At 37.5% G+C, this 13,512-nt stretch carries 9 protein-coding genes and 1 pseudogene; 8 read left to right on the forward strand and 2 right to left on the reverse strand.

Annotated elements, in window-relative coordinates; genetic code table 11:
* Nucleotides 1–210 precede the first annotated feature (210 nt).
* From AWM70_RS04785 to AWM70_RS04805, 5 genes are all read left to right on the forward strand, one after another.
* Nucleotides 211–2,013 (forward strand): VWA domain-containing protein, encoded by a 1,803-nt coding sequence (locus AWM70_RS04785; protein ID WP_068694577.1) that lies wholly within the window; start codon nucleotides 211–213, stop codon nucleotides 2,011–2,013.
* A gap of 46 nt (nucleotides 2,014–2,059) precedes the next feature.
* Complete coding sequence (locus AWM70_RS04790) at nucleotides 2,060–2,905, forward strand: N-acetylmuramoyl-L-alanine amidase family protein (protein ID WP_083180130.1); 846 nt, start codon at nucleotides 2,060–2,062, stop codon at nucleotides 2,903–2,905.
* Nucleotides 2,906–2,958: 53 nt separating this feature from the next.
* Nucleotides 2,959–3,483: a zinc ribbon domain-containing protein gene (locus AWM70_RS04795; RefSeq protein ID WP_169823403.1), complete on the forward strand. Its 525-nt coding sequence runs from the start codon at nucleotides 2,959–2,961 to the stop codon at nucleotides 3,481–3,483.
* Nucleotides 3,484–3,983: 500 nt separating this feature from the next.
* Nucleotides 3,984–5,036 carry a DUF7978 family protein gene (locus tag AWM70_RS04800; protein ID WP_169823404.1) on the forward strand — a complete coding sequence of 351 codons (1,053 nt, stop codon included), beginning with the start codon at nucleotides 3,984–3,986 and terminating at the stop codon, nucleotides 5,034–5,036.
* A gap of 462 nt (nucleotides 5,037–5,498) precedes the next feature.
* Nucleotides 5,499–7,031 (forward strand): hypothetical protein, encoded by a 1,533-nt coding sequence (locus AWM70_RS04805; protein ID WP_068694580.1) that lies wholly within the window; start codon nucleotides 5,499–5,501, stop codon nucleotides 7,029–7,031.
* Nucleotides 7,032–7,152: 121 nt separating this feature from the next.
* Here AWM70_RS04805 and AWM70_RS04810 read toward each other — a convergent pair whose 3' ends face one another.
* Nucleotides 7,153–8,286: an IS4 family transposase gene (locus AWM70_RS04810; RefSeq protein WP_068694581.1), complete on the reverse strand. Its 1,134-nt coding sequence runs from the start codon at nucleotides 8,284–8,286 to the stop codon at nucleotides 7,153–7,155.
* A gap of 322 nt (nucleotides 8,287–8,608) precedes the next feature.
* Nucleotides 8,609–9,625: pseudogene (locus AWM70_RS04815) on the reverse strand (IS4 family transposase); the annotation flags it as partial.
* A 412-nt stretch (nucleotides 9,626–10,037) separates the two neighbouring features.
* Between AWM70_RS04815 and AWM70_RS04820 the strand changes: the two are divergent.
* The 3 genes from AWM70_RS04820 (at nucleotide 10,038) to AWM70_RS04830 (ending at nucleotide 13,425) form a co-directional block, all read left to right on the forward strand.
* The gene (locus AWM70_RS04820; protein ID WP_068694582.1) at nucleotides 10,038–10,421 is read left to right on the forward strand and encodes a hypothetical protein; all 384 of its coding nucleotides are present in this window, start codon (nucleotides 10,038–10,040) and stop codon (nucleotides 10,419–10,421) included.
* 151 nt (nucleotides 10,422–10,572) lie between these two features.
* Nucleotides 10,573–12,159 carry a terminase large subunit domain-containing protein gene (locus AWM70_RS04825; RefSeq protein WP_068694583.1) on the forward strand — a complete coding sequence of 529 codons (1,587 nt, stop codon included), beginning with the start codon at nucleotides 10,573–10,575 and terminating at the stop codon, nucleotides 12,157–12,159.
* Nucleotides 12,160–13,425, forward strand: coding sequence for a phage portal protein (locus AWM70_RS04830; RefSeq protein WP_068694584.1), 1,266 nt, complete (start codon nucleotides 12,160–12,162; stop codon nucleotides 13,423–13,425).
* Nucleotides 13,426–13,512 lie beyond the last annotated feature (87 nt).

Below are 13,512 nucleotides of genomic sequence, written 5' to 3' on the forward strand. Positions count from 1 at the left end.
CAAGTAAACGACCTCATTAGAAGGAACAGCAATAATAAGTTAGAGGGATAAAAAAGTGCATATGAGGACAAAAGAACGCAATATATTACCATCTTCTCGACTACTTAATGTATTATTAGGTTGATATACTCAAATTATGATGGATAGATTTAGGAGTTTAATGTTAATATTACTTGAGAATTAGTTCTTTTTGTGGAAGGAGCACGAAACATGTACTGTACAAATTGTGGAAAAAAATTAAACTCTAAAAACTTATTTTGCGGTGAATGTGGACAAAAAGTAATTCAAACCGAATCGGGTTTGGTTGAAGAACAGGTATCCCAAATTCCCCCCATTGGAGAAAATGGCATAGCTAAAGATGTATCATCTGAGGATAGGCAAGATTCCATGGAATCCAAGAATACCAAAAATAGAAAGAATTCAAAGATGACTTATCCAAAATGGGTAATGATTTCGGCAGCAGTTTTAGTTCTTATAGGAGGAATATCAGGAGTATGGTATTGGAATTCATCTAAAGGTCCTTCCGATGTACAGGTTGTAACCGGTGCAAATCAAAATTCAAGTTCCAATAATGCCCCATCATTTAGCGAATCACCTAAGGAATCAACTAGCGAACCAACTGCTGAACCGAAAAATGTGGAATTAGAACCTGCGTTTATCCAAGTGAACCAAGTCGATTCATCTAATTATGAAAATGGCCAAGTCGATGTGTACTTTTCTCTTTTTTCTGATGATGCTTACTCTAATGCATTAGATTCAGAGAATTTGACTCGAGAAATGTTCAAAGTGAATGGTTCACCGGTAACTCAAGTTTCCAAGGTTAACGATATTGATACCGTTAGTGTGGATTTAGTAATAGACAAGAGCGGCAGTATGATGGACCCGCCAAATGAAATGACTGAACAATCCAAAATGGATCTAGTTCGGGGTGCTGCAATAGAATTTCTACATAATGTTCCTAGTAATAGCCGAGGACAATTTGGTTTATTAACCTTCTCTAGTTTCGCACCTGATGTTGCAGACATCTCATTTAATCCTAATCGAAAATATATTACCTCCTATTTAAGCACATTAGAGTCTGATAACGGCAAGACAGCTTTGTACGATTCGTTAACTAAAGCTTTATATGATACGAATTTACAAGATGGGCCAAAATACATAATAGCGTTTACTGACGGTGAAAATACGGAAGTTTCCGACTACGGTTCTTCAGCACAATCTGTTATCGACCTGTCAAAACAATTGGGTATACCTATCTATACGATTGGTTTTGGAGGTACTTCTTCAGATCTACAATGGATTTCTAATGAAACTGGAGGCAGCTATTTTTCAATCGATGAACAAGATGATCTTCAGTCAGAACTACAGAATATATATCAGAATGTATTTCAGAAGTATGTGAAGCAATATAAATTAACCTTTAAGCCGGCGCAAAACATCGGCCCAGGAGAGGATTTCCCAATTACAGTTGAGATGACTTCAAATACTTATACTGCGAAAACCTCGACATTAGAATATACACGTAAAATTGATGCAGAATCAATTCAAGTTATGAATGGATTGTTTGAATACCAAGTTAATTATGCTAATGCAGTGAACAATCTTGATTTTAGTTTGGTTAGCGATAATGTGATGAATAATTCGAATTTTTACCAGAATTTAAGAAATAGGATAGAAATAGATTATGTCAACTTAAGTAATCAGGGCATTCCGAAGATAATAGACCCCCTTGAGAATTACAGAACAGAGTCTATTGAGCAACAGCCTGATGGTAGATATAAAGTTAAATTTTTCAAGCTGTTTCCATTAGAATTAAATCAGGAACGGGTATATGAAGCAGATTTGAATACGTATACCTTAGTCCAAGATCCCCAATCCAGCAAATGGAAAGTTGGAGATTTTGGTAGAAGTGAATGTTCAATTTATAAAAACGAAACAGATCCAGGTTCAACATGCAAAAATGTAAACGGAACATCAGCATTGTATAGTGGTGATCCTTGGCCTAATAACTAGTTGTAAATAACAAGTATTCATAAACTATTGGAGTGATTAATCCATAATGAGATTATTCAGATTCTGCTTCATAGGGTGCTTATTAATAAGTATAACAGCGTGTAGTATCAATGATATTAAACCTGATGAGTCAGCATCTTTAGTGTTGAGACAGTCAACAGCCTCGGCTGAATTAGGGGATACAAATGTATCCCCTAGCAATACATTTGAAAATAACGCAGACTTAGTTCGACCCAAACAAAATACAACCAAAGAAACGGTTGAGAAACCAATTATTTGCATTGAAGCAGGCCATCAAAAAAAGGCGAATTTGAGTTTGGAGCCAAATGCCCCCGGCAGTAATAAAATGAAGGAAAAAGTAAGTGGAGGAACACAAGGAGTACAAACTAAAAAACCAGAGTATCAATTAAACTTGGAAGTTGCGAAGAAATTAGAGAGTGCTCTTACTGGGGACTTTGATGTTATTATGGTACGCGAAACAAACGAAGTCGACATTTCTAATAGCGAGCGAGCAATAATATGCAATAAAGCACAAGCAGACGTAATGATACGATTACATGCAGATGGGAGCGAGAATAGCAAAGTTAAAGGCATGACCTTTTTCTATCCGTCAATAGAAAACAAATATACAAAATCTATTTCAGAGGAAAGTAAAGAAATAGCTGAGGTTGTTTCAGGCCAAGTCGTTAGCAAAACCGGGGTTAAATTTAAAGGGGTTAAATCACGTGATAATCTTACCGGTTTCAACTGGTTAAAGGTGCCATCAATCCTTATTGAAATGGGTTTTATGACTAATAAAGACGAAGATGTCTTGCTTAGTACTTCAGATTACCAGGATAAAATTGTTTCAGGGATTAAACTAGGATTAATTGATTATTATTTTCATAAATAACAAGTCTAACGAAATTAGAAACAGTGATCTTGCATTTATATTATCAAAAGGGTGTGGCTATATTGAACAATTTCCAAAATCTACTGGGAGAAGGGTTATCGAAGCTCCAGGGTGGCATTGAGAACGGAAAACAGAAACTGCAGACGGTTCAAGAGATAAACGCATTAAACAAAAGCGCCAATGACCTTGTTAAAACAAAAAGTAAAATACTATCTGAACTTGGGCAGTTAGCTTACTTTAAAATAAGGGCAGGGCAAATCTCCGATTCTGAGATGCTTGAACTTATCCAAAATTTAGCCCAAATAGATCAAAAAATTTATACGTCTCTTAAACAATTAACAGAGTTGAAGGCATTAAAGCAACAAAATAATACTTGCGGTAACTGTGGAAACATAACAGATAGTACGGATAAATACTGTGGAACTTGCGGCTCAAAGATGGATATACAGGATGAGGTGCATAATTCTGTTGATCGGGTGTGCAATAATTGTGGTGAGTTTATTCCCCTCAATGCAAAATATTGCCCATGTTGTGGCATTAAAGTATTGGAACTAAAATCCCCATTCAAGGAAGTGTGAAGATGTATTGTAAGCACTGTGGTGCCAAGACAATGGATGGCGCATTATATTGTTATAACGATGGAAGTCCCTTGTTAGCGTTAAATGAAGAATTTATAATTCAGAAAGATTTAACTATTCATTATTGTAGTAAGTGCAGTTGTGAGAATGATAACCATAGTTTGTACTGTGTATCTTGCGGATCATCGCTGGAAAAAATAACTGATAGTTTTAAAACACACAGTTCTAATGTATTTGAATCTACAGCTCAGATAATTAGAGTAGATAAACGTACACTAGACACGTCGGGAAAGTTTTCGGTAATGAGAAAAATATGGAGCCCATTCTTATATTCAATAGTTGCATTGATTTTTTCATCATTTCTTTCTTGGACTCTCAGCACTGTATTAAACAATAAGCTTAGAACAATAATTATGTCCGAGCTGGACTATGGCCTTTCATCCGTCGTCCCGACAGAGATCACCAATAAACTAAAGCTGATCTCAACTACGGATATACTAATGCTTACTCATATGGTTGGGATTAGGTTAGACTTTGGTTCTTCGTTGTTTAATGTACATATTAAGACAAGTGGCGGATTGCTATTATTAATGATTATTCCGATGGTCACTTTGTTAATCGTAGGATATTGGTCGGGACGAAAATTGCCTAATAGCTCTCCGGCTGAAAGAGTAGCTTCATCTATCGTAGTCGCTATCGTCTATTCATTGTTATTTTCATTGGTCTCTCTATTAGCTGGTGCATCTGTGAATCAATATATATATGGTGAGAGGGTTTCTTTGACAACAAATTATAGCTTTGGTAGTGCATTACTACATGGCTTTATTATTAGCTTTGTATTTGTATCGTTAGGATCTCTATTAAGTTTACCCAAAGAATTAAAGAGCCTGGGTTCAAATCGTTCTTTTGGTATCTCCATAGCTAGGGCTCTTATAACAACATTTTTAGGTGTCATCGTATGTGCCTTTCTTTCTCTTGTTCTTCTCTCTTCAGATGAAGATTTTAGAAGTGATGAGTTGTCTGCATCTGAAAGATTAACTATCTCAACTGAATTTGGCGGATATTTTTGGGAAATGGCACATTTAAATAGTACCTCATTTACTGCAGAAGAAGGAGAAGGGGGGACTAGTCTTAAGTATTCTATATTAAAAGGATTTAAACTAACAGATTACCCTCATTATTTTTCTGATGATGAAAGTGATGAGGAAGGTCCTTTGACTATAAAGTTTGCATGGATTGTATATCTTGTCCCTGTATTTCTTCACATTTGGTCAGGAAGACAGCTAAGAAGGACAACCAGTGGTAAAGCAATACTCGAAGTGGCAGCCTATGCAGTTGGTATGGGGATTCTGACATTCATGCTAGCATATATTTTAAATTTCTCCCTCTATTCAGAGATATATGATTTTTTCAGTGTAACTATGGGTGTTTCGCTCATCAAGTCATTTTTTACGAGCGGTTTTATAGCATTACTAGGAGCAACCATAGGTTGGTTAGTCTTTGGTAGACTAAGTAAAATGGAGGATAGAACTATCAAAAATCAATTTATTTGATTTTCAGTCCAAATAGATAAATTTTAAGTGTTACAGATCTTTCTAAGAACTTTGTGAGTAGATCTCAGCCCAAACATTACGAGGACGGTGTGGGCTGTAGGTGAAATTTTCAACTCAAAGTAAATAATTCTCATGGGGGCGCTTCTGGAAATGACTGTTCTTACTTTCAATAGCTATTTTTCCAGGAAGATTTTAAGAAGCGGACATAAACATTATATAAACATTCAAATATAAGACAGAGAAGCACTCCAAAGAGCTGTTAATACAGTTTCAACGGAGTGCTTTTGATTTGAAAAGATTTAAACTGCGGAAGTTAGTAACCATCCTTGGGAATCAACTAAGAACTGCAGGAGGAAACGGTTGTGATACAATCTCTTCTTACTAATGTAAATATTTGGTTTCAGTTTTAAAGACCATAGCAGTACAATAGAACTAACTAAATGGTAAAGGAGTCTATTCTGTATGAGGTTTCAGAATTCTAATTTATTTAGACGTACTAAGCTAATTATTTTTACCTTACTTACTATAATAGTAAGCTTCCCAGCAATAACTACCTCCTCTACGGCTCAAGAACAGCCAGAAAGGTATAGGTATATGGTGGATATGGACGTTATTAACAAGTCTATAGTTAAAGTTCAAGCTAGTAAAGTGGATTATAATACCGGTTTGGCTAAGGTTGACAATTTAGAGTTTGATGACCCATCTCTAACAAAACATTTTTCACCTTCAGAGTATGTAGATACCTTTTATTCAACAGTAGTATCCACTCCTAAAGGAATAAAGGCCTACTCAGTAATGTATCAATCAATTGGTGGAAAAAGAATTAATACTATTTATGAGTTTGATTTTGATAATCAGACTCTCAGAAAGGTTAAAGATTCACTTAGCGATGTAACATTATATCCTGACTTGGGGATATATTTAGTTAGTGATAAAAATAGAAACTACTATTCATTAATAGATAATAAGTTGCTTTTTTCGGGTGGTACGATTCTTCGGCAACAAGAATTTACTAACATGGAATATTATATAGATCCTGCTCCCAAATCCATGAATTTCGCCATATATTACCCAGGAACTTGGTTTCAAAAACCCGATCCAAACAAGCAGTCATATTATCTGAATTATGGTGGCTTAAAAGGAGCAACAGTAAAGGTTAAAGCATTCAGTTCTTCTATAAGTACAGTTGATACCAAGGGGGTCGAGACATATAAAAGCTTTTACGGTGATCTTACACTTAAATTGATAGTGCCTCCCAGTAAAAATAGAAGTTATTATGCCATTAAAGGCGGGAAAAAAACATTATTAGTATCGGGAGAGTATGATCATATAAGGCCATATGTCTCCCCGAATCAGAAATATCTATTAATTATAGCTGAAAAAACTAAAGGCTTTACTGTTACATCTTCTAGAGTATATTTATATGATATGAAAACTTTAAAAAGTATTAGATCTTACGATTCCGAAGATCAATCTAGCGCAACTAAAGTTTACTGGATAACAAATGATATATATTTTATTGATTATTACAATTCGATAAATGATCGTAAACCAAATTATCTCCACGATGCTTCCAGTGGGGCGCTCCAACTAGTAAAGAACTCATCTGCTAGTGATCATTATTATTTTTATTATTGGGATAGCTTTCAAGATATAAAGATGGGTTATTTCCCGGATGTGCCTACATCTGTATCAGTAAATAAAGTCATTTTAAATTACACTAATTATCCTACATTCAAATTAAATGGCAAATATTATATACCTTTAGATGACTTTACCAGCACTTATAATATTAATTACATTATAAATGACAAAGACGTAAAGCTTCTTCGAAACGAAAGGGAGACAACTATTCCAAGAGATAGCATTTATTCACTCTGGGGAGAACAATTTATTCCTCTAGGTGATTGGAACAAAGAGCTTGGATTAAAAGTAATTAATGTTCAAATGTTTGTATCACATAATGAAATAACCATAAATGATGAGGACAAATAAGGTTTAGAAAGGATAACCGTTTATAAAAAAAGAGAGAGGTTTTAACTTGATGAAAAACACCAAAATACTATTTAAAATCGGAATTTCTTTTGTAATTACTATTTTTTTACAGGCCTGTTGATTAACCAAAATATGTAACTGAACTAACGTCATGATTCACTTGAATCCGTCGATGTAAACCAATGATCCATTCAACCGGCAATATTCCGAGCAGAAGGAAGCGAGTGAACTGAATAAAAGAAAGTGCTGGATGACGAGGAATCGTATGCTTCAGACCGTCGAACAGCCACTTCAGTAGGACAAAGACGATCAATGCGCAGAATAATTGACCGTAGACGGCATTCTCCGTCGTGCCAAATAACTTTGGGATGTTTAGATGTTGCTTGATCCAGCGAAAGAAGACCTCGATTTGCCAACGAGCTTTATAAATCAGTGCGATTTGTTCAGCCGTTATGCCCATCAAATCCGTCACGACGCGAATTTCTCTCCCCTCAAAATCTCGAAAGATGACTACACGGTGACGCTTCTCGGACCGACATTGCGTCGTGCCTAATTGACAGGTAATATCACGAATGACGGAAGAACCTTCGGAGAGTTCGCGTCGTAAGGCGCGTGGTTTCTCCAAATGAACGTTGTCACGCAATCGAATGACAAAGGATTGTCCTTCTTGCTTATAGCGATCCAATCGCTCCAGTTTGCCATAAGCCCGGTCCATGACCATAATATGAGCCTTGTTTTCGAGAAGTTCACCTATCGGTCCATCATGCTTAGAGCCTATGGTTTCCGTAACGTTAAGCGGTTGCATATTTCGATCCTGCAGGGCTACATGCAGTTTCACTCCAGCGCGTTCGCCGTGGTAAGGAGCCCACGGTAACCGTGTCTTTCCTACCGTTATGGTAGTAGAGTCAATGAGCAGCAATTCTTTGGGGAAGGCCAGTTTTCTCCGAGTTTCTCGATTACATTTGCGAACAAGGAGATGAAAAATCTCTTTAAACACAGCAAACGGAACCTCGGCAGCTTTGCCAGAAAAGCTAGAATAGTGGACTTTAGGCAACCCACTACGGCCTGCACAATCTGCACCGAAACGGTAGCCCGACCATTCCTCGCTTGCTGCGGCGCACCAGTATTGCAGTAAATGATAGACCGTGAATTTTCGAGCTTTGTCCGTGTATCCTACGGTTTTAACTACAAGCGCGACTTCTTCGGGAGTGAGTACGGATTGAAGGATTGTAGCAATCGTGATAGACTTTTTCATGGAGTCGTCACCTTTCGGTTGGTTTGTAGGGGTACAAACATTTTACCGAGTTGACGACTCTTTTTCTACCATTTAGTGGTTAATCAACAGGCTTGATTTTTTAGAGGAATAGTTCCTGGAGGTCTGATTTCAGTATTTTACTGAAGTAGACCTTTTTTTGTGTTTTTGCATATAACCAGGAAGGCTATACTTAAGCGCAGATATGGTGGAAAACTTACGGATAAACAAAAAAATTAGTCAATCTATTTTGAGGATTTGTAAGTGTTAATGAGAAAAGTGTTTTATGACTATGATTTTTAATGTTTAATTTTTAATTAATTCCTCAACTTTCGCAGCTCAAATCTCCAAACAATCCCTTGATATATCTGGGTAAACCGGAGATCCAATCCTGTAGTTGACAAAAAACAGATGCTTTATCTTTCTTCGTCTTCGCTTGGGACATGTCAAGAAATAAACGCATGAGCTGCTCAAGAGCAGTCTGGTAATCCAGATCACGGACTTCATCGGCAAAGAGGAAAAAGAGTCCTCCCAGTGTCCGGTCATCACTCGATTGACGTCGTTCGAATTCCATCGCCAAATAACGGCTAAATACAATCGTGGTATGGCTAATCAGTTGGTCAAAAGAGCGTCCTTGAAATTCCGTCCCTAGTTTTAAATAGCTTTTTGTGACTTTGAAAAAGGTCTCAATACTCCAGCGCATGCCATAAATTCGCACCATTTCAGCAGCATCCAGTGTGACATCTGTACTCAAAATCGCAAGCCATTCCCGTTTTTTATTCCGGTTGGCGACAAAAACAAGCTTCACGGGCAAACCGCAGGTCGTATGTACGATGGCAGAATCTTTGATATCTTTGGCATGCGATGGAGAGAGACTTTGAAAGACTTCGCGCAGGGTCATTCGCTTTCCCTGAACCAGATAGCGCTGCTTCATTTCTTTCACCATGCCAATTACGGGAAGGCCTTTGGCGGTAAGTTGACGAAGCAAGGGGGCCTGTGTAAACCAGCTATCCATAAGCACGTAGTTGGCGGTGAATCCTGCACTAAGCGCATGATCCAACAAAGCAACAACGGCATCCGGCTTCCGGGAAAAGGCCTCCATCCGGCGTTTGTACCCATGACTGCGTTTGGAGAGATTCGTGGCCATTTCGCATAACCGATTGGCCACTTTAGCGGAAGACAGCATGACAAAGTCGAGCGGCGCAAAGCTAAAACCGTCCGACCAGCCGAGCGTGAGCATCGTGTAGCCTTTGATGTATTTACCTGCGGCATGGTCAAACACACGGGCCAGCAGCTCTGCTTTTTTACTCCGGTTTCGGCTGAGCACCGAATCGTCTACGATAATCCTTACGCACTCAAGGGTTTAAGCCATTTTTCTAGGTGCGAAAGTTGAGTTAATTCCTAACTCTATATAGTTACTCCAACATTGAACCGGATAACCTGAAGACGAATGAGCGAAGTCGAAGGAGACGATAAATGTATCTAAAGGAGAAGAAGAGAATTCACTTGCTGTAAAACAGGAGTACTGAATATTGTGATAATTGTTGACGTATCTATAAAGCAACCTTAGTTATTTATGAAATACCCATGGACATGGGTATAACCATCAAAGCCGAAAGTAATGGCGATATTACCATTGAGGGGAAAAATATTAATGTGCGGGCTACTGGTGATGTCAAATTTGAGGGCTTAGAGTATGATTTTGCGTGAGCGGCTACTTTAGTCCTTCTAATTTATGTTAGGGAGAAGTGAAAATGAATATCTATGAAGCATTAAAAGGCGTTCCCAATAAAAAACGCCTTTATTTTTTGTGGAAATTTAGTTTACATTGGGATCAAACAAAGCGACCCAAAAGCGAAAAAGAATTTTTAAAAACTGTTGGAAATAAGACGCTGAATGGGTTCCTATCTTGGGAAAAAACGGAAGAATATAGGAATCTAGTGGCTATCTTACTTAATACACGCTTCGACAGCGATCTGGAAGATATTTATAACTCGCTTTCCGATAAGGCGAAAGAGGGCGACGAAAAAAGTATTAAGTTGCTTCTGCAGATTGGTAAGGAAATTAAAGGATTTGCCAGGGAAGCGGTAAGGCAACTAAAACAAGAAGACGATGACGAGGATGATTTAGTGTTGTAAGACAAAATGTAAGGAAATTTTGGTTTACAAAGTAAAACGAATTATGGTATCGCCCTTGTGGCCAATCTATTACTTGTACAAGCAATACCATATATTGTAGATGAGTGGCGTTTCCCGTCACTCTTTTTATCTTTTCGAAAGGATAATGTAAATGGCGTTAACCAAAAGGCAAAAAATTGATAAGATTATGAGTTCGTTTCCTCTATTTTGCAAGAATTTTGTCAAAATAGTAAATAATGATGGCGAACTTGTACCGTTTATATTAAATGACCAGCAACAATATTTTATTGACAATGCTGGCAAATATAATCTAATACTAAAGCCGAGACAGTTGGGATTTACAACGGCTTCGCTGGCCTACTGTCTGTGGATGGCAATCACAAATCCCAATACAAACTATTTAATTGTGTCTTATAAAGGTGATAGTGCAAAGGATTTGTTTGCGAAACTCAAACGAATGAACCAACATCTACCGAGAGATAAATACAATAATATTTTTCCCTCAACTGTGAGAGATAATCGCGACGAACTGGTTTTGAGCAATGGTAGTACAATCCGCAGCACAACAACGGGACATAAAGACCTAGGACGCGGGATGAATCTGATGATTGTGCTCCTGTCTGAGGCGGCTTTTTACGGTGATTTAGATGAGGTCTTACTATCGTTGGAGCCAGCCCTTCAAAAAACGGAAAAAAGCAAAATTGTATTGGAATCCACGGCAAATGGATTTAATCAATTCCAACAGCTATATGATCGGGCAACAAAAGGATTGAGTAAGTACAAAGCGTTCTTCTTCCCCTTTTACGCTTCGGCGTACGAAAAGCAATTCGCTTTTGATATCAAGGAAGCTGTAAACTGGTACAAATCCACAAATAGAGGACAACGGCTAAGTACAAGAGATTTAAGCCCCGAACAGAAGCAACTACATGATGCTGGATGCTCCCTCAATATGCTCATGTGGCGCGAATACATATTGCAAGATAAAGATAAGAATCAATTTTATCAAGAATACCCCGCTACAGATATCCAAGCGTTTATTAATACTGGTAGATCAATATTTGACCAAACTAGAATAGCAGATGCCATAAACTATATACTTCCCCCAATTACCAAAGAAGAAATCCTAAAACATGAGAATTTTCCAGATATTTTAAGACAATATATAGAAAAAGGATTGGAAATATATCATCTACCAAGACCGAAACAACGTATGTTTGCCGGAGTTGACGTTGCATCTGGTAGCGGTAATGACTATTCGACGATTAGCGTCTTTGGTGCGGATGGTCAACAATACGCATCATTTTTTAGGAATGATATCCCTGTATATAAGTTTACGGAGATCGTCCGAGAAATAGGGCTGTTTTTTAACTATGCCTTTCTGGTCATTGAGCGTAATGGATTTGGTACAAGTATTTTGGAACGCCTGAGAGAGGTAGAAAGTCCATACCTTAATTTATTTAAACATCGTCATTTTGACAAAGGTAAAACAAGGCTCCAACTGGGTTGGAATAGTAATAGCGTCACCAAAAATAAAGCAGTAACGGACGCAAAAGAGATGTTTGAGTGTCAATTAGTGCAAATTAATTGTAGAGAGACGTTAAAACAGATGCAGACTTTTGTAGATAAAGATGGCAAAGCAGAAAATAAATCCCGTACCCAACATGACGATTTAGTCATTTCGTTTATGCTTGCGATTCAAGGGATTAAAGCGAATAAATACTATGTTGAGGTGGGTTAATTGAGTAAAGATTATTGGTTTCTCGAGGAAGTTAATAGAGTTGATAATCAGCAAAGAGTAAATACAATCTTAAATATCAAAGAGTATCTAAGCGGCTATCATAAAATTTTAAACAAGCCTAACTACAGTTACAATGGCAAGGTATACGAACCGCGTAAAATCGTATTGCAATATGCTAAGACCATCCTTAATTTTAGCGTTGGCTATGTGATAGCTAATCCTATTACTCTAACAGGTGATAAGGCTGTGACTGATGCAATTAAGAGAGTCTATAAGCGTGGCAAGTATAATCAGGTTGACTATGATATATTGGACAAAATGACAAAATATGGGTTTGTTGCAGAATATATTTATATCGATAAGGGGCAAATCAAATCAAAATTGCTTGATCCTGCTGACTGCTATCCGGTGTATGATCATCACGGGGAGTATATCTCAATGATCGAGCACTATTGTGTGGACAATGTTAGCTATTATAATTTATACTATTCCGACAAACTAGAAAGGCATAGCGACGATGGCGGCGACATAAGACAGATCGGAAGCTATAGCAATCCTGCTGGCTTGCCTATTATCTATTGTAATCAAAGCGAGATAGGATATCTGGGACGATCAGATTTATTAGACATTTTGCCTATCCTTGACAATATGGAGGATTTACTAAGTAAGGCAATCAATAGCTATGATCATTATATAACAGGGATTCCGGTATTGCGGGGTCAACAACTTAAGGGTGATGGAATACCTAAGGATATTGTAGGTGGTGGAATTGTCCTGGATGATAATGCAGACTTCTTCTTTGCGCAGAACAAATTTGACCACCAAGCCTTTGAAACACTGTACAAGACGCTAACTAGTGCATTATTAGATATAGCGCATGTGCCAGCAATCAGTATGAGTAAGACGGATGTCAGCAATTTAAGCGAAGTTTCAATTCGTTTACTCTTTTCATTAGCGGATATGAAAGGTGCTTTGAATAGTAAATTCTTACGTGAAGGTATTGAGCAAAGATTTGATAAATTTAGAGTATTACTTGCTAGTATGGGGACAAAGTTTACTGATGAGCAATTTGACACATTGGGTATTGTATTCCAGTTTGCTAGACCGTCGAACGACAAGGAGATTGTCGAAAACCTAAAGACATTATACGAGATGCGGGGGATTAGCCTAGAAACGCTGCTAGAGTATAATCCATATGTGACAGACGTACAAGGAGAGCTAGATAAGATAACAAAAAATGGTAATCATGTAGAGGAACAATTATAATATTTGCATTGATTTATATAATTAAGCCCAAAAAGGTATATAGCTAAATTTTGCGCGCCTGTTACTATAAAGATTTAATATCTGGTA

The sequence above is a fragment of the Paenibacillus yonginensis genome (assembly GCF_001685395.1).
In the GTDB taxonomy this organism is placed as follows: Bacteria; Bacillota; Bacilli; order Paenibacillales; family Paenibacillaceae; genus Fontibacillus; species Fontibacillus yonginensis.